Origin of the sequence: Ferruginibacter sp. (assembly GCF_028288465.1) — a bacterium.
Classification (GTDB): Bacteria; Bacteroidota; Bacteroidia; order Chitinophagales; family Chitinophagaceae; genus Ferruginibacter.
Map to the genome: position 1 here is coordinate 77492 of NZ_JAQBNR010000043.1, position 24363 is coordinate 101854.

A 24363-nucleotide genomic window follows, 5' to 3' on the forward strand; every position below is an offset into this window, starting at 1 on the left:
TTGGATGACCGGTGTTGGTTACAGAATATTTTATTGTGTACCTTAATGTGATAATACGCTTGCAAAATAAAAATGACATATGAAAAAGTTAATGCTTCCTGCGGTATTGCTTGTATTGATTGCGGTACAGCTATCTTCCTGTAAACAAAGGGCCAGCAGTGAAGAAGGATATAACACTACCATTAGTTTTGGCCCTGGTGATGAAAGTAAAATTGTGGAAGCTTTTTTATCCATTAAGGATAGCACGTCCATCTTATTAAGACAAGGTACTTACAAATTCGACAACCTGAGCATTGCGGAAGTCAATCATATCCGGATTAAAGGAGAAGGATATGATAAAACGATTCTTGATTTTTCGGGGCAAACCCAGGGCGGTGAGGGCATCAGGATAACCGGTGTAAAAGGCTTTACGATAGACGCCATGACCATCAGGGATTCTAAAGGAGACCTGATTAAAATAAACAAGAGTCGTGATGTGACCATTACCAACCTGCACGCCGTTTGGAAAACAGCCGACAGCACCAGCGGGGGTTATGCGATATATCCGGTATTGTGTAAAAATGTGCTGATTGAAAATTGTTATGCGGAGGGTTCTTCTGATGCCGGTATTTATGTTGGTCAATCAGACAGTACCATCGTAAGAAAATGTAAGGCGGCGAAAAATGTGGCCGGTTGCGAGATTGAAAATACATCCCATGCACAGGTGTACGACAATGAATTTTACAACAACACTGCGGGCTTCCTGGTGTTTGATCTGCCCGGGCTTTCACAACGGGGCGGCTTTGTGAAAGCATACAACAATTATATTCATGATAATAACAACAGGAACTTCGCCAAGGCCGGCAGCTTTGGCACCATTTCCGGTGTGGGCAACGCGTCGCCCGGTAGCGGTGTAATTATTTTAGCGGCTTCCAATATTGATATTTATGGCAACAGGATCATCAATAATAATTCATCTTCTGTAACCATTGCCTCCGGTTTTTCTGTAGATGAGAAGGCGGCGGAAAAAATCAACGATCAGTATTCTCCCATTTCTACCCATATAAAAATTTATGACAACACCATTGAAATGGGCAATGCTTTTCCGGAACCGGCCTACCAGCATCACATCGGCAAATTACTCGTGGCCATTGAACAAAAACTGAATGCGCAGGATACTGCCAGGAAAAATAAACGTATGCCCTTTATAATGTACGATGGTTTTTCAACCAATATGTTGACCGGCGGAAAGACTGCCAATCCCGATTCCATTTGTATCAACCAGCCGGGCGACAATGTATTTGTGAATTCCGATTTCATCAATATGGCACAGCCTGGAAAATGGCATCCCGATACCAATATGACGGCCTTTATTTGTAAATAGTGTCATCACCGTTTTTTCAAAAGAACGTTTTAATTTTACTTACAAACCTGTAGCATGCGGAAAATGGTTGCTTTAGCGATTGTACTTTTTATGGTGACTGCTTCAGTGGTGAGTATGCATGGTTGTAACAATCAACCACAGCAGACTGCCAATACGGTTGCAGCAAACGAAGCCTTTCAATTTAAAGAAAAACTTTCTGAGTATGGATTTTTTACGAATCAACTCAATGCATTGCAGCCGGCGCAACAGGTGGTGAAATATGAATTGAGTACTCCTTTGTTTACCGATTATGCCGTTAAAGACCGCTTTGTTTTTTTGCCAACAGGCGCCGCTGTAAAATATACATCCTCTGGTGTGCTGGATTTCCCGGACTCCACCATCATCATCAAAAATTTTGCCTACACCAACACAGCCCATCAAAAAATAATGATTGAAACCAGGCTGTTGGTAAAAGATCCGTCAGACAAAAAATGGAAGGTGATGGATTATCTTTGGAATGCTGCACAAACAGATGCGGTGAAACATATCACGGGTGCCCGCATACCCGTCACGTTGCTGGATGACGACGGCAACGCACACACAACTACCTACCAGGTGCCCAACACCAATGATTGTAAAAGATGCCACATCAACAATGAAACCCTTATACCGATTGGTCCTAAAGCAAGAAATTTAAATTATACTATACAAGGGCAAACAGATAATCAGCTGGCGCAATGGACTGCAAAAGGTATGCTGACCGGCTTGCCCGATTTGAGTAAAGTAGAACAATTGCCCAACTGGAAAGACGGGCAGCATTTTACACTGGAACAGAGAGCGAGGGCTTATCTGGATATGAATTGCGCCCACTGCCACACCAAAGGAGGGGATGCTTACAATACCGGTTTGTTTTTGGAATACCAGCAGGCAGATGCGCATCAACTGGGCTTGATGAAAGTACCTGTTTCAGCAGGCGGCGGAGCGGGCGGCATGAACTATGATATTGTTCCCGGTGATGCGACACATTCCATTTTAGCCTACCGGATGAACAGTACAGAAACGGGCACCGCCATGCCCGAACTGGCCCGGACAATTATTCATAAAGAAGGTGTGCAACTGATCAATGACTGGATTCGCAGCATGCCGAAAAAGAAGAATTGAAGATGAGGAATTTGTAAAAAATAGCTAGCCCGGATATTTATTTATTACTGCTATTCAGCTTAGCCATTGCCCTGACCGGAAATGTACCCACGCCTTTAAATTTTGGAGGAATGGCGCTGAAAGTAAAGCCATCTGTTGGTAATAAATATAAGTTGCATAAATGTTCCACGATCAAAATCTCTGCTCCCAAAAGTGTAGTGTGAACAGGCCTGGATTTTCCAGTCGTACTGTCGATATTATGCGAGTCAATTCCAACTAATTTAGCCTGGCAGTCCCGCAGGTATATGGCAGCTCCTTCTGTTAAATGGGGATGGTGCTCATAATATTTTTCGGTGTTCCAGTGAGCATCCCAGCCGGTATGTATTAATACAGCACGGTTGCGTATTTCGTGATTTTTTAAATGTGCTTCTGTTATTTCGAGTGTTGTTAAAAATGGAATTCGGATAACAACCGCGTCAACGTCTGCAAAGCATTCCAGGCCAACCTGTAAAAGGTCTTTGCCATCCTGAAACCGGTGAAACGGGCAATCGATATAAGTGCCTGTGTTGGTAACCATTTCAATTTTTCCAATTTGAAACTCGGTGCCTTCGGCGTAGAATTTTTTTGAATCTTCCCTGCTCAGATAGTCGCATATTATGGGCGCCGGTAAACCTTTATAGGTTATGAGGCCGTGTTCAATGGTGTGGCTTAAATCAATGAATAAATCAGCAGCTGTTTTTTGGGCGATTACTTTTCTTTTATGCGGCTCGACGATAATTTTTTTATTCCAGATTTTGGTCTCACCAACCATCAGCAATTTAAGATCTGCTATTATATAATCAGCAAGCGCCTGGTCAGTAATATCTTCCCCAATTATGTCAAGCCGGAAATCTTCACCCTTTAAATTACCGCCATTGGTAAACTGAATCTCAAAATCAAATTGTACTCTCTTTTCCATATCCCTTTAATTTTTTTGTTGTTATATCTGAAGGTTTCGCAACGCCTGCTGCGCATTCAATCAATTTATAGTTTGTATACTTTCGTCGTGATTAGGGATAAACTTAGGGTAAGTGGTAAATGTAATATTTGATGTTAATCCACAAATTGCAGATATAGCAGCAAACCTGCAGCAACACTCATTATAATCAATGCCGCAAAGCCCAGTATATTGGTGGTGCGACCGTTTACATACTCACCCATTATTTTTTTATTATTGGAAATGTGCAGGATGATGGCAATTAGAACGGGTGCTGTCAAACCATAAAGAATAGCCGTATAGATCAATGCATTTACCGGTGAAATACCAATATAATTCAATGAAAGGCCCAACAGCAAAGAAATGGCGATGATTATATAAAAACCTTTTGCTTCATGAAATTTTTTATCCAGGCCTTCTTCCCAGCCGAACGTTTCTGAAAAGATATAAGAAAGTGACCCGCTTAAAACAGGAATGGCGATAAGGCCTGTGCCGATTACGCCTGCTGCAAAAAGCAGGTAGGCCAGGTTACCTGCCAGCGGTTTTAAGGCCAGTGCTGCCTGCTCCACCGTGTCAATCTGGTGAACACCGGCTTTAAATAAAACAGTGCCGGTGGTAAGAATGATAAAATACATCACAAGCCCCGAAAATGTCATTCCAAAATCTACGTCTGTTTTTATTTCGTCAATCAGTTTCTTGTCTACTATCAGCCGGGCTTCCCGGTTCTTTGTTTCCTCCACTTCAACCGATGCCTGCCAGAAAAAAAGGTAAGGCGAGATCGTTGTACCAAGGATGCCCACCAAAATAGCTATAAAATTTTTATTAAATCGTATCGTGGGGATAAAAGTGGCTTTCAGAATAGCACCCAAATCCTGCTTATATAAAAATGGAACCACAAAATAAACCAGCATAACGATGCATAAATATTTGAGGATGGCTGCAATTCTGAGGTAGGGCAAATAAATAATCAGGCCCAGCAATAACAGTGTAAAAAAAACGCTGAAGAAAGAAGCGTCAACAGCGGGAAATAACAAATTGCCAACGGCGCCCATGCCGGCGATATCAGCGCCAATGTTCATTACAATAGCGGGAAAACTAAATAAGAGCATCAGGTACAAAACAGGCCGGGGGTAATGTTTTTTGAGTGTTCCTGTTAAACCCAGTGACGTAACAATGCCTATTTTTGCACACATTTGCTGAATGGCCGCCATCAATGGAAAAGCAATAATTGAAGTCCACAGCGTTGAAAGTCCATACGCCGCGCCAGCCTGTGAATAGGTTGCTATGCCAGAAGGATCGTCATCACTGGCACCTGTTACAAGTCCTGGCCCCAGCAATTTCCAAAACTTTGATAACCGGTTCGTTTTTTTTATATGGGTCATTTTTATTGCTTAACTAACTTTTATCCATTCATTTGGTGATTGCCCGTCTTAGTTGCATTTGCAAGGGTAAGTTCCGTAAAAAAGTCTTTCCAAAAAAATACTATGTATAACTAGGTGAGCTAACCGGTTTAAAAATTGAAGTCGTGTTGATTGGATAGGTGAAAGTGGTTGTTTTTTACTTGCCCAATGTTGCTGCATTAAAACGTTCTGTTTTCTGGTGCAGCAGGTAGGATATAATACCAGTGGTAATCGTTGTCACGATGGAGTTGCCTAAAATAATTTGAACAACATCGGTCATATAGTTTGATTTTTGAGGATCAGCTATAGTGAGCAAATATCCTGTTTACTTTGCCCTGCTCATTGAAAAACATTACTTCTATGCTCATTTTATTCATCACTGATTTGTAGTACAAGGCCACAGAATGTACACCAGTTGTAACATCCACCAGTTCAAAATGAAGGTCGGGTAATTTTTTTAAGGCCTTGCCCCAATAGTCCGCTACCGCTGCTTTTCCTTTTAGTGAATCCGTATCGCCCCCGGTTGCAATCCGTATCATGGGCGTGGTAATTTCAACATCCTCTGCGTAATGTTTCAGAATGTCATCCAGGTTGTGTGTATTCCAGGATGCGATCCACTCTGCGGCAAATTTTTTTGAATCCATTTCCATTTTATTGATTGTTATTTCTGCAGCCTGTTTACCATTAAGTTTAGCTGCACACATTGAGTTACCGGCTGCGCCAACAAATATAAAAAACTGGCAGCAAAAAAGTCACCAATACAAAACCCGCAGGTATCTTTTACAGGTGGTTGTACGTGACGGCTTTGCTTTTCATCTGGTAAGTTGTAAAAATATCCTGCGGAGTATAGCAACTCCAAAAACGAATTGTTGTAACTGCTCAAACTGATATCCGCTTAATAAGTTGTAGTCAGATCGCCTGCAAATCAAAATTATTTTAGCCACCCAAATGTGTGAAAGATGCAAGCCTTACTGTTAATTATGTAACAAATATGGGCCGTAAGGGATTCACCTTTGCAGGATAAATAATCATAAAAAAAATACAATGAAAAAACTATTGCTGATATGTACCTGCCTCGCATTTACATATATTACCAATGCACAAACGCAAGATAAAAAATGGAACATCGGACTGCACGGCGGCGCCACACAATCCAATACAGACTATGTAAATGATTTTTATAAAGGTCATATGCCCTTTTATGCCTTTGGAGGTTTGTCGGTATCAAGATACCTGGGCGGCCATTTTGATTTAAGCTTACTGGCTACCAAAGGAAAAGTAGGTTACTCAACCATCTATGGCCGCACCAGCCAGGATTTTACAACGACCACCCTGAATGCCAGGTTTCATTTGCTTGGCCCCAATACACCGGTAAGACCCTATTTATTTGTGGGTGGTGGTGTAATGATTTTTGATAAAAATCTTGATATTAAAAAATCAACGGTTGATTATATTACTCCTTCGTATGGCGTGGGTGTAAACTTTAAGATGGGGCCATCTGTTATGCTGAACATACAGGAAACTTTTCTTAATTCATCTGAAGATAAAAGGGACGGTGTAGTAAAGGGCGGTAACGATTCGTACCTGATGCATATGGTAGGCCTCACTTTTAACTTTGGTAAAAAGAAGGATGCCGATAAAGATGGTGTGGCCGACAGAAATGATAAATGCCCCAATACACCCGCAGGTGTAGCAGTTGATAAAACTGGTTGTCCGCTGGATAAAGATGCTGATGGCGTGGCGGATTACCTGGATAAATGCCCTGATGTAGCAGGCGTTGCCGCTTTGATGGGTTGCCCTGATAAAGACGGCGATGGCATTACAGATGCAGAAGACCGTTGCCCTGATGTTGCAGGATCGCTTGCAATGAAGGGTTGCCCCGATACAGATAAAGATGGTGTAGCTGATATCGATGACCATTGTCCGGATACCAAAGCTGGTTACAAAGTAGATGCTGCCGGTTGCCCGATGGACAACGATAAGGATGGCATTGTAAATGAAGATGACCGTTGCCCGGATGCGGCCGGACCAGCCAGCTTGAAAGGATGTCCTGATACGGATGGAGACGGTGTTGCGGATATAGATGATCGTTGCCCGGCCATTAAAGGTACCATCGCCAATAAAGGCTGTCCTGAAATGACCGTGGAAGAAGTAAAGAAAATTACTGAAATAGCAAGTAAGATTTTCTTTGAAAATAACAGTGATAAACTGAAAGTAGCCTCGCTGGTACAATTGGATGAGCTGACCACACTGCTTAAAAAATATGAAAATGCCAACTTATCTATCGGTGGTTATACTGACAGCAAGGGAACAGATGCATATAATTTAACCTTGTCTCAAAAACGTACCGAATCGGTAAAAAAATATTTGATAAGTAAAGGAATAACAGACTCCCGTTTGTCTGCAACCGGTTATGGAGAAACCTTACCCATTGCTGATAACAAAACTGCCCTGGGCAGAGCAAAAAACAGGAGAGTGGAATTAAAAACTTCTTATTAGGCAAATCAATCGTTGTTAGCTTTCTAAGGTAAAAGGGCTGTTGTTTTCAACAGCTCTTTTTTTATGCACGGTTCATCCGGCTACCCTTCCGCCGTACAACAACAATGGCGAGATCCGGATTTTAATATATCAATACTGTTTAAATATCCGCATGGCAACCATGTACTGCTGGCAGTAGCATGTATCTGTTCTATTCAGCTTACTTTTGTTTGGATGTTTGAAGTTATTTTTTCCCATATTCAAGAAAAGGTGCAGCTAACGAAAGAAGAGCAGGCATTGATCAAAACTTTCTTCACGCCCAAGAAGCTGCGCAAAAAGCAGTACCTGTTGCAGGAAGGGGACGTTTGCAGGTACCTGGTATTTGTGGAAAAAGGTTTGCTGCGTTCGTACAACGTTGACGAAAAGGGCGTGGAACATATGATCCATTTTGCCTGGGAAGGATGGTGGATGTCAGATACGTACAGCTTTTTATCGGCCGAAGCTTCGGCTTATAATATTGATGCCGTTGAAGATGCTGAATTATTGATGATTAGTTTGCAGGGCTTTGAAGAGATGCTGCTGAAAGTACCTGCAATGGAACGTTATTTCCGCATCCTGTTTCAAAATAATATTATCTCTAAAGAGAGAAGGCTGATCAGCTCCATCACCCATTCGGCAGAGGAAAAGTACACACAACTTGCGGCTGCCAACCCGCATATGATTCAACGGATTCCCCAAAACATGATTGCCTCTTACCTGGGGCTCACACCTGAAACACTCAGCCGGATAAGAAAAAAACTATCTTCCGGCGCATAAAATACTTGATACAGATCAAGTGTTTTTATTGACCTGCCTCAATAGTTGGAGGCCTGCAACGCAGGTAAATTTGCATTTCAATTTTGATGAAATGAATTACAATAATACGGTGGCGATCTTGGGTGCCTGCAACAGTTTAGGCAGCCAGCTGGCCAGGAGTATCAACAGCCAATACCAGTTGTTGCTGATGGACGAATCACAGGTCGAACTCACCCGCTTGTGCGACACAGTTACGGCACTGAACAAGAATGCCTCAGTTGCTGTGTTGCAGTGCAGTAAATCTGCATCCTGGGAGGCCGATATCATTGTAATTACTGCCGGGAGCTATGCATTGGAAACCCTTGCATCTAAAATACAGGAGGTAGCCACCCGTAAAATTGTGATATGGCTTACGGATGCACCTGCAAAAGAAGCCGGCCTTCAGGCGCTGCTTCCGCATTCGCGTGTTGTGACTGTTATGATTACAGGGACAGATGCAATTGTTACAGGAGACGATGCAGTGGCGAAAGCAGTTGCTGAGGAGATGATGCAAATGTGTGCGTACAGTATGCTTATTTAAACGCCTGGTACAAGTGTGCGGCGCAACGGTGCCGCCATGAAAAACAACTGCTGGTAAAACAACAATTAAATACAATAAAAATCAAACAATAATATGGCAAAGGAAATTTTATTTACTCCGTACAAACTGGCCGGACAGGAATTAAGCAACAGAATGGTAATGGCTCCCATGACCCGCAGCCGCAGTGATAACGCAGCACACGCACCCACGGCCCTGGTAGCTGAATATTATGCACAAAGAGCTACAGCAGGTTTAATTGTAACCGAAGGGGCGCCTGTTAGTCCAAAGGGTGTTGGCTATATTAATGTACCCGGCATTTACAGTGATGCACAGGTAGAAGGCTGGAAGCTGACCACAAAAGCGGTACACGATAAAGGCGGTAAAATATTTATCCAGTTATGGCATGTGGGACGTATATCTCATCCCGACTTTCACAACGGTGAATTACCGCTTGCACCATCAGCAATCAACCCCAATGAAAAATCTTATACGGTAAATGGGTTTACCAACACGGTAACACCAAAAGAAATGACCATTGAAGAGATACAACAAACTGTACAGGATTTTAAAAATGCCGCTGCCAATGCAGTACAAGCCGGCTTTGATGGGGTTGAAATACACGGCGCCAATGGTTATTTGCTGCACCAGTTTTTTAATGGCACCTCCAATACCCGTACAGATGCGTATGGCGGAAGTATCGAAAACAGGGCCCGCATTTTATTTGATATACTGGACGCTTTTAAAGAAGTGATTGATTTAAATAAAGTGGGTGTACGGCTGAGCCCCTCATTGAATGGTTTGTTTGGCATTACCATGGATGAACAGACGATACCCACTTTCGATTACATAGTGCAACGCCTGAATGATTATAACCTGGCTTACCTGCATCTTACCGAACCATTTGTGCCGGTTGACCATTTGCCGTTTGCTGTTAAAGAAGTAGCAAAGCATTTCAGGCCGTTATATAAAGGCACTTTGATCATTAACAGGGGCTTTAATAAAACTACCGCCATCAAAGTACTGCAGGATGGTGATGCCGACCTGGTAGCATTCGGCGTTCCGTATATTGCCAATCCCGACCTGGTACATCGTTTTGAAACAGATGCCGTTTTGAGCCAGCCTGATCAATCTACTTTTTACACACCGGGAGCGAAAGGCTATACCGATTACCCCACTTTGGCAGAACAATATTCAGCAGAACTGGTTACTGTATAAACCACTTTAATAGTATAAAATAAAACAGATGGAATCTTTAAAAGGAAAAAATGCGTTGATCACCGGTGCCGGAAAAGGCATCGGTAAAGCGTTGGCCATTGCATTGGCGAATGAAGGTGTAAATATTGGCCTGGTGGCAAGAACTGCAGGTGATTTAACCGCCGTGGCAAAAGAACTGGAACACATTGGTGTTAAGGCCGCGACCGCTGTTGCCGATGTTAGTGACATCAGTGCGGTGGACAAAGCAGTATCCACCATAGCATCTGCACTGGGTAATATTGATATACTCATCAACAACGCAGGTACAGGTACTTTTGGTAAGTTTTTAGAGCTTACACCAGCGCAATGGGAAAACCAGGTTAAGGTGAATTTGTTTGGTACCTATTACGTTACCAGGGCAGTTTTGCCCGGAATGATTGAAAGAAAAACCGGTGATATTATCAATGTGTCTTCTACAGCAGGTTTATCCGGTGCAGCGGTTACCAGTGCCTACAGCGCTTCCAAGTTTGGCGTGATGGGGTTAACGGAATCGCTGATGCAGGAGGTACGCAAACACAATATTCGTGTAACAGCGATGGCGCCGAGCACGGTGGTTACGGAGCTCGCGGTGAGTGCCAACTTAATTAATAACAATGAAGAAAGAATGATGCATCCGGAAGATTTTGCAGAGCTGGTTGTAGCACAATTGAAATTAAACAGGCGGGTATTTGTGAAGGCATCATCTGTATGGTCAACCAATCCCTGACTTTAAAAAAAAATTATGAAAGTAGAAATATGGTCGGATGTAGTTTGCCCGTTTTGTTATATCGGCAAACGCAAGTTTGAAACTGCGTTAACTGATTTCGATAATAAAGACAAGGTGAAAATTGAGTGGAAGAGTTTTCAGTTAGACCCGGCAATGAAAGCGATACCAGGTAAAACGGTGCACCAATACCTGGCTGAAAGAAAAGGCGTTAGCGTAGAAAAAGGTAAGGAGATGAATGACTACATGACAGCTGCAGCCAAAGAGGTGGGGCTGGAATATCATTTTGATAAAGCCATCATCAATAACACGCTGGACGCTCATAGGTTGCTGCATTTTGCAAAAAAGAAGGGTGTACAAAATGAAACAAAAGAAAAACTGTTTGCAGCATATTACACGCATGGGAGAGATATTGGTGCTGCAGAAACGCTGATAGAAGTTGGTGAATCTGTTGGATTGAATGCAGCAGAAATAAGTGCCATGTTGCAAAGCGATGCGTACAACAATGAAGTAAGCCAGGATCAATATATTGCACAGCAGATTGGTGTGCAGGGTGTTCCCTTTTTTGTATTTAATAATAAGTATGCAGTATCTGGTGCCCAGCCTGTTGAAGTGTTTGCAGAAGTATTGGCTAAAGTTTGGCAGGAAGAACATCCCCTCATCAATGCGGCTCCGGCTGCGGGTTTCTGTACCAGTGACGGGGTTTGCAGTTGAAGAATTGAAAGCAAAATTTACAGCCAGAATTTCAACACGTACTGTTGGAATTTTTTGTTTGATGTTGTGTACGCCAGAGTAACATGCCGTTGATTCAATATCCTGCTTTTCCTGGTGGAGTTAGCCAATGCGGCCAGTTGTCGCATATAATTTTGTTATGCTATTGGCTAATTCGATATATTCGTTTTATAACGATTTTACGAAGCCTCAATCAATTTGTATGTTAAAAACTCCACCAACGATTGCCCTGCAATTCATTGCCTGCCTTTTACTTTTTACATTACTATCACCGCTTGCAAAAAGCCAGGGTATAAACGGAAAATTGCTATCGCCCGATAATAAAATTGAAATCAATTTTCAAACCGCCCAGCTGGATAAGAAGTCGGCTGCTACGCCCCTTTTTTATACGGTTTCTTTTAAAGGCAAACCATTGTTCAAGCCTTCGTTATTAAGTCTTGATATTAAAGGTGCGCAACCGTTGGGAAGTGATGTGCGCATCACCAACAGCAAAATAATGCCGGTAGATAATACCTATCAATTGGTGGTGGGCAAGGCTTCAAAGGTGCGTGATCAATACAATCTGTTGCAGCTGGAGTTGCAGGAAAACAGCGCCCCGGGCAGAAAGCTGGTTATCGAAGCCAGGGCTTATAACGATGCGGTGGCCTTCAGGTACATCGCTCCTGAGCAGGAGACGTTGCAGCCGGGTTACGAATTGATGAACGAAAATACCGAGTTTCATTTCAGTAACGACGCTACTACTTATGCGCAGGTTTTACCGCATTACAGATCGATGTACGAAAGTGAATACCTTAAGTTGTCTGTTAGTGCCTTCTCTAACCAGGGTGGTGTAAAAAGTTCCGTATTAATCGGGTTACCCATGCTTGCAGAAGTGCCCGGAGCAGGATGGGTTGCTATTGCGGAGTCTGAATTGCAGGGCTATAGTTCCATGTATCTGACCAATCCTTCCGGCGGATGGTCGGGCCATACCATGTTGTCAAGGCTTTCACCAGCACTGGATAGTTCTGGCATTGCTGTAAAAGGAAAAGGAAGTATCCGGTCTGCCTGGCGCATTATCATGATAGGCGACGATCCCGGAAGAATTATCGAGTCAAATGCGGTGATGAATTTAACAAGTCCTTCGGCCGTTGCCAACACAGACTGGATTAAACCGGGTAAAGCTTCGTGGGATTGGTGGAGTGGTAGCCTTGGTGCCGATGGCAAGCCTGCTTTTACAACTGCCAACATGAAATACTATGTGGACTTTGCAGCAAAATCCGGCCTCGAATATATGCTGGTGGATGCGGGTTGGAGCGAATTCAGGGACATAACCAAAATGACTGGTAAAGTAGATATTCCTGAACTGGTTAAATATGCCGCTGCCAAAAATGTAAAAGTTTGGATTTGGTTGTATGCGCCAACCGTTATGAAACAAATGGAAGAAGCTTTTGCCTTGTATGAAAAATGGGGTGTGGCGGGTGTAAAAATTGATTTTGTTGAAAGGGACGACCAGCAAGGAATTGAATTTTATTACACCACCGCGAAAACTGCGGCTGCGCATCATTTGATGGTAGACTTTCACGGTTCCACCAAGCCATTTGGCCTGGAAAGAACTTACCCAAATGTGATGAATTATGAAGCTGTATTGGGCATGGAGCAATCAAAAGGAGGCACAAGGGATAACCCGGATAATCATACCATGCTGCCCTTTACCCGCATGCTTACCGGGCCGATGGATTTTACGCCGGGTGGATTTGATAATGTTAAGAAGGAACAGTTTTTTGCACGCAGTGATTCGCCCATGGTGATGGGCACAAGGGCGCACCAGCTTGCCATGTACGTCGTGTACCAGGCGCAATTTGGAATGGTATCAGATTATCCTGCCGCTTATGAAGGTCAGCCGGATTTTGAATTCATCAAAAAGGTGCCGGCTTCCTGGGATGAAATTAAAGTGCTGCAGGGCGTACCCGGTGAATACATCAGCATTGCCCGTCGTAAGGGCAATGACTGGTACATTGGCAGCATCACCAACTGGAATGCAAGAACCTTAAACATATCACTTTCCTTTTTAAGTGCTGGCAACTACACAGCCGAAATTTACAGTGATGCTGCCGATGCGGCAATCAATCCAAAACATACTGCTATCAGCAAACAACAGGTGAGTAATAGAACCGTGTTGCAGGCAAAACTGGTAACAGGTGGCGGCTATGCGGTGCGGATAACAAAAAATAAATAAGGCTGGCAAGGATCGAAATAATGCTTCATCTACTGACGTTTGCCAGTTTGATACCGGAAGTTTTTATCTTCTGCATCCCATGCCTGGTTGTTGATTAGTTTGAAAGAGGGAGCATCTGCGTCCGTTATTTTTTCATCCTGGAAAAATACATGGTGGTCGTCTTTTACATAAAACAGAAACTGATTGGAGGTATCAGGTGGATATAACAACTGCAGCTTTTTTACATTCAGTCCTTCCAGCATGGAGGCTTTAAAAAATACATGGTTTGTATCAACGCCCCAGCGATACTCATACAATCTTTTAAACGTGGCCGCATCGGCACCTGTAACCACAAACCTGGTTCCACCGGAAGCATTTAGGTCGCTATAGTATACATGGTTTTTATCTTTTGAATACTTGGTAGCATCCAGCTCGGTAAACGTCGGTACGTCAATAAAATCATGCAACAGTTTCTTAGTAATAATGTCACCTGTTTTGACGGAAATGGTGCTGTCGTAGTAACCCACCAGTTCACAATTACAGGCACTGTCTGCCGGCCCCGCCATCGCATGTTTTTTTTCGCACAGCTGCCCGTTTTTGTTATAAAAAAACTGCCAGGTAGCGTTTTTATAAAGTGAGTCATCAACCGGCTCCCTGTTATAGAACTGTGCAGGCTGAAGGCTCCTGTCCTTTACCTTTTCTTTGCATGAAAAAAATAAAGCGCCTGGCAATACCAGTAAAATTGCAATCCATACCTTCATAAATACCGTGAAACGTTTTGTATAGTTTGCTAAATTAATGCTTTTGGTTTTTGCTGCTACAGCTTGCAGGGTGGCGATCTTCCATCTGCAGATTTTGAAATAAAAATGCTGAAGTAACAATAACCACGATGGGAGGGAAGTTGAAAAATTACCTATCTTCCCCAAAAAAACATGTACCCATTTAAAATCTTGTTTACCACATCGCTTGTTTTTTTGGTGTTGATTTCGAAAGCCCAGTCAGTGCGGCAGCCAGATACAACCAAAACGAATGCCGGCAAAATTGTGGCAGTAGAAATGGAGGCTTCGTACCCGGGAGGTAACGACGCATGGACGAAATATTTAGAAAAAAATCTAAACTCAAATGTGCCCAACAAAAACAAAGCACCCATCGGAAAGTACACGGTAATCGTTCGGTTTATTGTAGACAAAGACGGATCGGTAAGCAATGTACAACCCGAAACAAATTTTGGCTTTGGAATGGAAGACGAAGTTGTACGCGTACTTGAACGGTCCGGCAAATGGACTGCCGCAACAAAAAATGGCCAGCCGCTGAGAGCTTACCGCAGGCAACCCATAACCTTTTTACTCACCACTCCGGATTTTGAAATAACAACCGCAGAGCCCTATACGTTGTACGCCAATACAGACAATGAAATTTCAGTTACAGTAAAAAAAATGAAACCTGCTGATATTTCGATTTTTGTTGAGGGAGGTAAATCTACTGCAACGGGCGAGGGCAAGTTTATTGTGCGGGCAAACAAACCCGGTCGGGTAACCATCCAACTTGTAAATAATAAAAAAGACGATAAAGAAATTGGCCTGGCAAGTTTTGAAGTAAAGGCAAAGTAAAGGAGTTGGTAAAAGGCCGCTGTTTAATTGCTGCATTTTATTTTGATGGAAGCGGAATCAAATCAACCCGCCTGAATAATATTTCAGCACCTTCTGCCTGTATTTGTATATGGCCACTTGTGGGGTTTACATTAAATGCATGATTCACTATTGCGCCATTTAAAATAACAGTGAGTTCGTTTCCATTAGCAATGCATTCCATGGTGTTCCATTCGCCCATGGGTTTTTCTATGTCATGAGCGCCACGAAAACCAATTGTATCTTTCCATCCTGCATCACGGGCATACCAGTTCACCCGGTCACTTATAAATTTCATGGTATCACCTCCTGGCTGGTAAACATAACTGTCGTCTGTTTTTTCTTTCGCCACAGTAGTCGTTAATTGAAATGCATCACTGCTGTCGCCTACCACAATAAAGTCTCCGGTGCCACCCTCTATCACCTGGCATTCTATCGACCGCATCCATATCCCCTGCGAGCCGCCATCTGCTCCCTGGGAATGTAACAAAATGCCGCAGTCACGGGCATTGCTGATTCTGGGTGAATAGGTTTTACCACCCCATTTAAATTCAGCTACCAGGCGGTAATTTTTAAATTCCTTATTGGTTGTGATGCAGCCCCATTCTTCACCACCGATGTGGATCATACCGTTGATTACAGAAAACACTTTTTGGGGATCTTTATCACGACCACTTTTTTGCAGGAACGTGTACCAGCCATTGAGATTTTTGCCGTTAAATAAATGATTGATTGATGACAAACGGCGCGTTGATTTTTTTGATACCTGCGAACTGGCGGTGATTGAAAAGCAAATTAAAAGCGCCCCAATGAAAAATATTTTCTTCATACAATGCTGTTGATGGTTTATGTAAGGCAAAATTGAAAATAGTATTTCTTTGGTAAAGCGATACAAACAGAAATTGGTATTTGCTGAATTGGGCCTGATTTATTTTTTATGCCATGTTGAATCTTGTAAAGCAGCCCTGTTTTTATTTATCACATTTATTAAACTATCTACCTGTTGCTTTAGTTGTGTGTTTTCTGTTTTGTTATCATCTGCTTTCTTGGTAAAATAGAGCGTTATGATTGCGGTCGCCAATAAAAGAAATCCATTTATAAATAATCCAAATTTTTTAAGAAAATCCAATATCCCGTTTATTATCCGCCATTTATATTTTTTACTGTAACTGGATTGCGATAAAAAAGTCAGTCCGCTTTGACTTATTAAATAAGCAATTTCAATAAGCCCATAACCGGGGTGAACATCTGATTTAGGTTGTTCCCTGGCAAGGACAAAACCATCTTTGGTTAATTGCGCTAAAATGCTTTGCAATTCACTTCTTACCGGCTCGTCAAAAGCATATTCGCTCACCGTATCATATTGCGTTGCATTGTTGTTCTTTATATAGTTCAGCACTATATCCAGTTTCTCATATTGCTTCATTTTAGTATGATTTAAGCAATGGAAATTTATTGAATTTTTGCTTACAGGGTATCAGGAATTTTCTGAAAACCCCCTTTTATTTTTTCGCCATAAACGATTATTGAAAGATGCTCAGTAAACTGGCTGAACCAGCCACGTGGAAAAGTAAAACAGCCTTTTGCGAAACCCGGGATATGGAAAATGCGGTGTAAAATTTCCGGTTCATCAGTAATATCGGTTGGAAAATGAAAGAATTGTTGTTGACCGGTACGGATATTACGCAAGGTCATTTTATCTTTTTTAGCAGGAACACCTTTGTCGCAGTACAAAAGATATTGATTCTTCTTATCCACGTCAATCCAGGCGGCACCATTTTTTAAAACATTTTGCCATTCACTTTTTTTATCAGTTCAATATAGTGGGGATTGCCGAAACCAAAGGAATGAACCAATACAAAATAGCGTGTACAATCAACTCCGATGTATCCTAAATTCTTGTATGGAAGTCCTTTTGACATGGAGGAAAGCTCAGCAATTGTTCTCCTGCCTTTTTTCAGGTACAGGTATTGAAGACTGTCATCAGTCTGAAAAGAGATTGAATAACCTCCCTGTAACGTCGTGTCAAAGTCGTAAGCATTGTAATCTTTTGTATTACCTGGTTGAGCAGTTGCGACAGTGCCAATCAATAGGGTGAAAAGGAAAAGTAAGAGTCGTCGCATTTGCATAAGGTGTTGATCGATTATTCAGCTGTTTTTAACCCGATGTTTTTTCCAAACATGGTTTGTTGGGTGGCCACCCTGAAGTGATTGAATTATCATTCGCCTGGAAGACTCAATCAAATGGTATAAATGCTGTCCGACGCAGAAAACAAAATTACGTCGGACAGCATTTATATCATGACTGTTTAAATGAATAGCTTTTAAACGGGGCGTTGCCTTTACCCCAGCGATGCCATATCAATTACAAAACGGTACTTGATATCACTCTTCAGCATTCTTTCGTACGCCTCCTGTATTTTTTGAATCGGAATGATTTCTACGTCCGACACGATATTGTGTGCGGCGCAATAGTCCAGCATCTCCTGTGTTTCCGGCAATCCGCCGATTAGGGAACCGGCTATACATTTACGGGCAAAAACAAGGTTAAATGCCGGTGTATTGATTGGTTCGGGAGGAAGCCCCACACAGATCAGGGTGCCATCTACTTTCAGCATACCAACATACATATTGTAATCATGACTGGCAGATAAGGTATCCAATATAAAATCAAATGTATTAGCAACTGCTTTTACCTGTTCTTCATCTTTGGTAACAACAAAATTATGCGCCCCTAATTTTAAGGCATCTTCTTTTTTATTGGGCGATGTACTCAATACCGTAACCTCCGCACCAAACGAGGCCGCAAATTTAATTGCCATGTGCCCCAGGCCGCCTAACCCGATGATACCTATTTTGTGCCCCTTGCCCACCTTCCAGTGGCGCAGTGGCGAGTACGTTGTAATGCCGGCACACAGCAAGGGCGCCGCATGTGCGGGTGACAGTTTCTCTGATACTTTTAAAACAAATCTTTCGTCTACCACGATCTTGTTGGAGTAGCCGCCCTGCGTAACTGTTTTGCCATCTTTTTCAAGGCCGCTGTAGGTGAATACATTACCGCCCTGGCAGTATTGCTCCAGGCCCTCATTGCAGTAATCACATTCCCGGCAGCTATCCACCAGGCAACCTACGCCGGCCATATCGCCTGCTTTAAATTTCTTTACATGGTCGCCTACAGCCGTCACCCGTCCAACAATCTCGTGGCCCGGCACCATAGGATAAATAGAGAAACCCCAGTCATTGTTAATAAAATGGATGTCGGTGTGGCAAACCCCGCAAAACAAAATATCAATCAACACATCGTGCGGGCCAGGCTCTCTTCTTTCAAAATTGTAAGGCGTTAAGGTTGCTGCAGCAGCCTGTGCAGCATAGGCTTTGGTGGAAATCATACAAGTAAATTTTTAAGGTGATTGGTTAGATGCGGGAGGATCAGTTCATTAATGAAAGCAGCATTATCAGGGCAGCTACAATGGCTACTTTACTAAGTCTGTTTAAATCTAACTCTTTTCATGCACAAATGCAATAGCCACTTTGCCAACTGCTCCTTTATTGAGTATATGCACACTACTGCTATTGATTGCTGAAGTAATTATACAATTCAGTGGTACGCATGGGCTATGTTGCAGGCCCGGCAACATTTGTTCAGTGGCGCTGTGTTTTTAATTGCCTGGTGGGTGCACCTAATCGGATGATGTGGTTCTTAACGGCAAGGCTTGCCGGTGAAATGGTTTTATTGTTGAGCGTTTGCAAAGGCACAAGAATTGCTGTGCATATCAGACTGCCCGGCATATTTGCATCCAGTGGTGTTCATCTAGTAAAATGCGCCATAAAAAAATTAAATACAGTTGCAAGTGACATTTTTTTAACCGTCATCAATTGAGAGGCGCATACTTCGTGAAACAATCTGTCAGTGGAAAAGGAAACAGTAAAACTGAAATCAATGGCTTATATAGGTTGGCACAATTCCACAGGAATTTTCTATGCCAACTTTATTTTCGGAAAGCATTTTCGCCATACGGGATACTTCTGTTCCATTTAATTCGATGCGTTTCATTTTTATCATATCAAATGAAAATCCACGATACCTGTTTCCAGTATTGACAATAAAGAGCAGCTTTGCAACAGTAAAGGCACGCATACCAATTAAGACAACATCTTTATATTTATTATGAAATGAAGTTCTGATACTATCGGCTTTTCGTTCAAATACTGCACGGCTTAAAGACGAATAAAAGTCACACTTACAGTACAACGAATCATTTACCTTACTTTCTGCCGTGCCGGTATAAAACAATCCTATGGTGAAAATTGATAAAAAGAATAGTGTTTTCATATATGGTTTCGCTAAATATACGCCAGTTTTCATATACAAGAATCCGATCCCGCTTATTGGTTCATATTACGTGCTGGTGCGGTGGTCTCGATTGTCAGTGCCTCCGGGTTAAATGTTTTTATTGCCTCCGATTGCCAGGGCATATTTGCCTACCCAAATTCTCGCGCTAAGTAGAAGTAAATTGTATGCATTGTTTTTACTGCTACAAATTACTAGTATAAAAACTTGCAAAGAATATCTACTGCCATTTCAGCAATTCCTAATTTTGAGTAAACAACGCCAATGAACAGTCAATTATATGAACGATACCAGCGCCAGGTAATATTGCCGGAACTGGGTGAACAAGGCCAGCAAAAACTGTTGCAGGCAAAAGTGTTGGTGATCGGCGCGGGGGGATTGGGTTGCCCGGTATTGCAATACCTGGTGGCCGCTGGTGTTGGTACTATTGGTATTGTGGATGATGATGTGGTGGCGTTGAGTAACCTGCACCGGCAGGTGTTGTATTCGGTGGCAGATATCGGAACCTCAAAAGCAGCAACAGCAGCACGCGTATTGAGTGGACTAAATCCTGATATTAACATCATTGCGCACAATGCAAGGCTTACCACAGACAATGCCCTCGGCTTGATGGATGCATTTGATATTATCGTTGACGGCACAGATAATTTTGCCACCCGTTACATGATCAACGATGCCTGTGTGTTGCTGGACAAGCCATTGGTGTATGGCGCCATTTCACAATTTGAAGGACAGGCGGCCGTGTTCAATTACCCTTCCAAAAAAAATGGGGAGAGAATTAATTACCGTGATATTTTTCCGCATCCACCCAAAGAAGGGGAAGTGCTGAATTGTGCGGAAGCGGGTGTGTTGGGCGTATTGCCGGGTATCATAGGTGGGTTCATGGCCAATGAAACAATCAAAATGATTACAGGCATAGGAGAGTTGCTGGCCGGTCAGTTGCTTATCTATAATGCATTGAGCAACCAGGTGTACACACTGAAATTAACGGCAGGCGACAATACCCGGTCGTTGATACCGGTGGATAAAGCAGCATTCCTACAAACGGATTATGTATGGCTTTGTGCTGCTCCGCATTCCGACCTGGAAATAGACGTCCACACATTCAACGAACTACTTGCCAATGAAAAAGCTGCATCCGTTATAGATGTACGTGAACCCGGTGAAATGCCGATGGTAACTGAATTTGCGACGATAAAAATTCCCCTCGGGCAGTTGACTGATCAAATGGATTTGATTCAGTCAGATACTGTCATGTTGTTTTGCCAGAGTGGTAAAAGAAGTTTGCAGGCAGCCAACACCTTATCCGGTATTTTCGGAAATACAAAAAAGATTTACAGTTTAAAAGGCGGTATTGTGCAATGGAAAAAACAGCAACCAACTGTATAAAGGCATCCGGCTAATCCGCAAATTGTACAGAGTATACCATCGGTAAATAATTATTCAATGTCTGCCAGTTTTCGCCGCGGTCGGGCGAAAAAAATAAATTACCGGTAGTGGTGCCAAATGCAACGGCATCACCCGACGAGGCAAGGCAATGGCGATACACAATATCAAAACAATTTTGCTGCGGCAATCCGTTCCGTTGTTCCTGCCAGGTTTTACCGCCATCATCCGTTCTGCAAATACACAGCGATCCTTTAATGGCCGTACGGGTTACATCACTGCTGGCGGGCGCCACCCATGCCTGGTCCGCATTGTCTTCCGCAACGGCAATGGCAAAACCAAAATAAGCAGGTCCGCCGTTTTCGCTTATCTCTGTCCAGTTTTTTCCTGCATCTGGTGAACGGTAAATGCCGCAATGATTTTGCTGCCACAATATATCGTGGCTGGAGGGCGCCGCTACCAATATATGCGGATCGTATCCTGTTTCTGCATCGGGGTTTGGAAGAAACTCTGCTTTCATTCCTTTATTCCGGATGGCCCACGTTTTCCCCGCATCAAATGTTTCAAACACGCCGGCGCAACTGATGGCAATGTGTACATGATTCTCATCCCGCGGATCAACCACAATAGAATGAATGCCGGGCTGATCGCGGCCACCACCAAACCAGCCTTCCTTGCGGGTAGGGTGGTTCCATAACGATTCCACGAGTTCAAAACTATTGCCACCATCCTCGCTGATAAATAATCCGCCCGGATCGGTACCGATCCATAAACGCTGGGGATATTGTTTGCCTCCATGCGCCATGGCCCAGATATAGCGGGTAGTTGCAGGCGCACCATCTTTTAGTTCTGCACCTTTCGGGTAGGCCGGGGCAGTTATTTCTTCCCATGTTTTTCCCCTGTCTGCAGAGCGATGCAGTTTTACGCCCCAGTGGCCATGATCCTGGCAGGCCCACCAGGTGCCGGTTCTTTCATCGGCATAGGCAATGGAAACCGGGATGCCTTCAAAAGAAGTATTTTCTGCTGACCATTCGCCGTTGTTAAAACGGTAAGCAATCAAACCCTTGCGGGTACCAAGAAGCAATGTTGATTTCATATCACTGTTTTATGTTTATCCGCCTGATAATGCCTGCATAATATAAATCTCGCTGCCGCTGGTAAACGCATCGCTCAGTGCCTTACGATCGGCAATCATTTTACCATCAATAAAAATGTTGACGTGTTTACGCAGGCTGCCCTGTTCATCCAGTATGTAAGAGGAGATGCCCGGATACTGCTGATCCAGTTCCGTAAAAATTTCCGGAAATGTTTTGCCCGCAGCCGGTATTGCTTTCAGTTCCGGGAAAAACCTTTTCAAAGCGTAAGTGAATTTTATCGTTGGCATCGCAATTACAGGATGAGGTTTCTAAGATAATAAAAATCGGAGAGATGGTGAATATGTCGGTTGTTGTTTTTTTATAGTCCCAAGTGGGGTGTTTATTTTTTATTAATTGGTAACGAAATGTGCTATTAAAATCCTGAAGGGATAAAATTATTGTAGATGTGTCCCGGCGGGGTTTTCACAGAAGCAAATAACAATTATAAAGCTATAACAGTGAAACCCCGACGCAGAAAAGAGTTGCAAACATTTGGCGGTCATGCTTCATATATTGAGGATGAGCGTTTTTGGAGGGTAGCGCTTCCAGCGTCGGGGTTTCACGGAAAACACATGCTTATTGCTGGTTTAAGCTGTGAAAACCCCGCCGGGACAGAAGCTTGCCAATAGTTTTGTTAATGCTGCCAATCAATTTACCATAAGAATAATTTTTTCTTAAGTATCAGTTTCGGCGAGGTGTTTAAAAATTGTCTCTTTGATATATTTTATCAAACCAGCAACATCGCTTTTTTCAAAAGTCTTGCCGCAAGGATCAACTAATTTTTCAATTTGGAGTTCGTTGTTTTCTTCAACAAGAATAACCGTAAACCATTCTCTGTGATTTTCGATTGGATGAACCCAGGTTAATCTTTTTTTGCCATCTCTTTCATCAGGTCGCAACCGGAGGAAACTGGTAAAGCCAATTGAATGTAATGCTGAAGATAAATTTTTGTTGGTCATAATATGCAATACGGGGTCTTTAGGATTTAAGATCGGCTGTATAGAAGCAGACCAAACTTAGCGGCCAGATTGTCGGACTACATTTATCAGAGCGATCTGTTTTTCTAAACGGCCTACCTCAATTTGTTTACTCCAATGAGGCTTATTTTTTATGAATTCAGTCCAATTGTTGATGTGATTGTCAAAATGATTTGTACCGTTTATTTTGTCCAGATACATCACCGCTTCCATGGCGTCGCGTTGGTCAAACCACAAATCAGGTTTGGACAAGTAATAGTCAAGATACAAGTTTAAATAGTCGACACATTGTGCTGTGTTAAACGATGCAAAAACTTTGCAGTAGACACGGCCAGCATAACAAACTTCACTTTTTAATAAGTGGACTCCAATTGTGTCAATAAATTCTGTTTTCTCTGTAATCGCTGAAAAGAAAGCACCTGTTTGTCTAGTCCTCCAATTTAAGTCGCCAAGACATTGTTGTATTATATCACTTGTAATTTCTTTTTTTATACTCGTTAATCGGCCGCCCCATTCATCATCGACACTGCCAATATGCATATAAAAAGGATTGATCCATTTATTGATAAAGTCTTGGGATAATTCAAGATCGTTTTTGAATGAAACGAGATGGTCAAATGACGACCTGTGACGTACAATCGCACCAGCTACATGTAATTTAAGAGACTCAAGATCTTCGGGGGTCATAATATGCCTGTGAATCTGTGTATTTACGCTAATATACACTTCTTTCTATTAATACAATTTGCTACAAACTGTTTGTAAACTCATTACACAAAGTAACCCGTGGTATTAGTGTAGCACAAATACAACTCAGTAACTAATAATAAAGCGGGAAATTTTCAAATAATCATAAGAAACTAGCAACCCGAAAAGAAGCTCCCAAAAGCTATAAAAGTACAAGAGGGCGACGCAACGATGTACCACAAAGCTACTGCTTTGCCCGGACCATTATTTTTAGTCTTGGTAGTGCAAATACACCAAGCCGGAACGTTGTGTTAAACCAAGGCTTCGTACAAAATTGCTACCGGGTACCTTCGCCAGAGGTGACACCTTTCGCAGGCCCTTCTGTGCCGAAAGCAATAACAGTGCTCGCAGTCGCCTTCAATTTGGCGGACATTTTCGAAAAGGTGTCACCTCTTATGCAGGACTGCTCCTTGCGAGGGTTGCCTACCTTGTTAAAGCCTGCACTGAAGAGGATGATGTTTGCGAAGGTTGGCAACCCTTAAGCTTGCTGGTTGAACATTTTTATTACCGTCGTTTTCAAAGGCACAATAGTTGCAAGTGCACAT

The 24363-nt window shown here is 42.7% G+C and carries 26 protein-coding genes; 11 read left to right on the forward strand and 15 right to left on the reverse strand.

The annotated features are described in order from the left end of the window. Positions 1-79: 79 nt before the first annotated feature. Together JWR61_RS16680 and JWR61_RS16685 are read left to right on the forward strand one after the other, a co-directional pair. Positions 80-1363, forward strand: a complete 1284-nt coding sequence (locus JWR61_RS16680; protein WP_301928881.1) for a parallel beta-helix domain-containing protein — start codon at positions 80-82, stop codon at positions 1361-1363. A gap of 54 nt (positions 1364-1417) precedes the next feature. Next, on the forward strand, positions 1418-2503 hold the full coding sequence (locus tag JWR61_RS16685; protein ID WP_301928882.1) for an SO2930 family diheme c-type cytochrome: 1086 nt from the start codon (positions 1418-1420) through the stop codon (positions 2501-2503). Positions 2504-2540: 37 nt separating this feature from the next. Here JWR61_RS16685 and JWR61_RS16690 read toward each other — a convergent pair whose 3' ends face one another. The 4 genes from JWR61_RS16690 to JWR61_RS16705 all read right to left on the reverse strand — a co-directional run bounded on the left by JWR61_RS16690 (position 2541) and on the right by JWR61_RS16705 (position 5502). Further along, positions 2541-3440, reverse strand: a complete 900-nt coding sequence (locus JWR61_RS16690) for a cyclase family protein (RefSeq protein WP_301928883.1) — start codon at positions 3438-3440, stop codon at positions 2541-2543. Between the two features lie 134 nt (positions 3441-3574). Then, positions 3575-4840 carry an NRAMP family divalent metal transporter gene (locus JWR61_RS16695; RefSeq protein ID WP_301928884.1) on the reverse strand — a complete coding sequence of 422 codons (1266 nt, stop codon included), beginning with the start codon at positions 4838-4840 and terminating at the stop codon, positions 3575-3577. 175 nt (positions 4841-5015) lie between these two features. Further along, the gene (locus JWR61_RS16700) at positions 5016-5138 is read right to left on the reverse strand and encodes a hypothetical protein (RefSeq protein WP_301928885.1); all 123 of its coding nucleotides are present in this window, start codon (positions 5136-5138) and stop codon (positions 5016-5018) included. 19 nt (positions 5139-5157) lie between these two features. Next, the gene (locus JWR61_RS16705) at positions 5158-5502 is read right to left on the reverse strand and encodes a nuclear transport factor 2 family protein (protein ID WP_301928886.1); all 345 of its coding nucleotides are present in this window, start codon (positions 5500-5502) and stop codon (positions 5158-5160) included. Positions 5503-5902: 400 nt separating this feature from the next. On the opposite strand from JWR61_RS16705, the gene JWR61_RS16710 reads away from it, so the two are divergent. The 7 genes from JWR61_RS16710 to JWR61_RS16740 all read left to right on the forward strand — a co-directional run bounded on the left by JWR61_RS16710 (position 5903) and on the right by JWR61_RS16740 (position 13615). Next, positions 5903-7357: an OmpA family protein gene (locus JWR61_RS16710; RefSeq protein WP_301928887.1), complete on the forward strand. Its 1455-nt coding sequence runs from the start codon at positions 5903-5905 to the stop codon at positions 7355-7357. Between the two features lie 63 nt (positions 7358-7420). Next, positions 7421-8152 carry a Crp/Fnr family transcriptional regulator gene (locus tag JWR61_RS16715; RefSeq protein ID WP_301928888.1) on the forward strand — a complete coding sequence of 244 codons (732 nt, stop codon included), beginning with the start codon at positions 7421-7423 and terminating at the stop codon, positions 8150-8152. A 91-nt stretch (positions 8153-8243) separates the two neighbouring features. Then, positions 8244-8711, forward strand: a complete 468-nt coding sequence (locus JWR61_RS16720; protein WP_301928889.1) for a hypothetical protein — start codon at positions 8244-8246, stop codon at positions 8709-8711. Between the two features lie 93 nt (positions 8712-8804). Further along, entirely contained in the window at positions 8805-9926 is a 1122-nt protein-coding gene (locus tag JWR61_RS16725; protein WP_301928890.1) for an alkene reductase, read from the forward strand. A gap of 28 nt (positions 9927-9954) precedes the next feature. Continuing rightward, positions 9955-10671 (forward strand): 3-ketoacyl-ACP reductase, encoded by a 717-nt coding sequence (locus tag JWR61_RS16730; protein WP_301928891.1) that lies wholly within the window; start codon positions 9955-9957, stop codon positions 10669-10671. Positions 10672-10686: 15 nt separating this feature from the next. Then, positions 10687-11382, forward strand: a complete 696-nt coding sequence (locus tag JWR61_RS16735) for a DsbA family protein (protein WP_301928892.1) — start codon at positions 10687-10689, stop codon at positions 11380-11382. A gap of 220 nt (positions 11383-11602) precedes the next feature. Next, positions 11603-13615, forward strand: coding sequence for a glycoside hydrolase family 97 protein (locus tag JWR61_RS16740; protein ID WP_301928893.1), 2013 nt, complete (start codon positions 11603-11605; stop codon positions 13613-13615). A 29-nt stretch (positions 13616-13644) separates the two neighbouring features. On the opposite strand, the gene JWR61_RS16745 is transcribed toward JWR61_RS16740, so the two are convergent. Then, entirely contained in the window at positions 13645-14355 is a 711-nt protein-coding gene (locus JWR61_RS16745) for a DKNYY domain-containing protein (RefSeq protein WP_301928894.1), read from the reverse strand. A 171-nt stretch (positions 14356-14526) separates the two neighbouring features. Here JWR61_RS16745 and JWR61_RS16750 point away from each other — a divergent pair, with 171 nt between their 5' ends. After that, on the forward strand, positions 14527-15204 hold the full coding sequence (locus JWR61_RS16750) for an energy transducer TonB (protein WP_301928895.1): 678 nt from the start codon (positions 14527-14529) through the stop codon (positions 15202-15204). 37 nt (positions 15205-15241) lie between these two features. On the opposite strand, the gene JWR61_RS16755 is transcribed toward JWR61_RS16750, so the two are convergent. The 6 genes from JWR61_RS16755 to JWR61_RS16780 all read right to left on the reverse strand — a co-directional run bounded on the left by JWR61_RS16755 (position 15242) and on the right by JWR61_RS16780 (position 19554). Beyond that, on the reverse strand, positions 15242-16051 hold the full coding sequence (locus tag JWR61_RS16755) for a DUF1080 domain-containing protein (protein WP_301928896.1): 810 nt from the start codon (positions 16049-16051) through the stop codon (positions 15242-15244). Positions 16052-16150: 99 nt separating this feature from the next. Next, positions 16151-16648 carry a hypothetical protein gene (locus tag JWR61_RS16760; protein ID WP_301928897.1) on the reverse strand — a complete coding sequence of 166 codons (498 nt, stop codon included), beginning with the start codon at positions 16646-16648 and terminating at the stop codon, positions 16151-16153. A 41-nt stretch (positions 16649-16689) separates the two neighbouring features. Beyond that, a complete protein-coding gene (locus JWR61_RS16765; RefSeq protein ID WP_301928898.1) occupies positions 16690-16917 on the reverse strand; it encodes a hypothetical protein in 228 nt (75 codons plus the stop codon). 86 nt (positions 16918-17003) lie between these two features. Next, entirely contained in the window at positions 17004-17345 is a 342-nt protein-coding gene (locus tag JWR61_RS16770; protein ID WP_301928899.1) for a hypothetical protein, read from the reverse strand. Between the two features lie 218 nt (positions 17346-17563). Further along, entirely contained in the window at positions 17564-18610 is a 1047-nt protein-coding gene (locus tag JWR61_RS16775; RefSeq protein WP_301928900.1) for an NAD(P)-dependent alcohol dehydrogenase, read from the reverse strand. Positions 18611-19158: 548 nt separating this feature from the next. Next, entirely contained in the window at positions 19159-19554 is a 396-nt protein-coding gene (locus JWR61_RS16780) for a hypothetical protein (protein ID WP_301928901.1), read from the reverse strand. A gap of 282 nt (positions 19555-19836) precedes the next feature. Here JWR61_RS16780 and moeB point away from each other — a divergent pair, with 282 nt between their 5' ends. Further along, positions 19837-20961: a HesA/MoeB/ThiF family protein gene (gene moeB, locus JWR61_RS16785; protein ID WP_301928902.1), complete on the forward strand. Its 1125-nt coding sequence runs from the start codon at positions 19837-19839 to the stop codon at positions 20959-20961. Between the two features lie 10 nt (positions 20962-20971). Here the strand turns inward: moeB and JWR61_RS16790 are convergent, their stop codons facing one another. The 4 genes from JWR61_RS16790 to JWR61_RS16805 form a co-directional block, all read right to left on the reverse strand. Further along, positions 20972-22054 carry a glycosyl hydrolase gene (locus tag JWR61_RS16790; protein ID WP_301928903.1) on the reverse strand — a complete coding sequence of 361 codons (1083 nt, stop codon included), beginning with the start codon at positions 22052-22054 and terminating at the stop codon, positions 20972-20974. Positions 22055-22069: 15 nt separating this feature from the next. Next, positions 22070-22315 (reverse strand): MoaD/ThiS family protein, encoded by a 246-nt coding sequence (locus JWR61_RS16795; protein ID WP_301928904.1) that lies wholly within the window; start codon positions 22313-22315, stop codon positions 22070-22072. A gap of 453 nt (positions 22316-22768) precedes the next feature. Next, complete coding sequence (locus tag JWR61_RS16800) at positions 22769-23053, reverse strand: hypothetical protein (RefSeq protein ID WP_301928905.1); 285 nt, start codon at positions 23051-23053, stop codon at positions 22769-22771. 57 nt (positions 23054-23110) lie between these two features. Further along, positions 23111-23758: a DUF6000 family protein gene (locus JWR61_RS16805; RefSeq protein WP_301928906.1), complete on the reverse strand. Its 648-nt coding sequence runs from the start codon at positions 23756-23758 to the stop codon at positions 23111-23113. Positions 23759-24363: the final 605 nt, after the last annotated feature.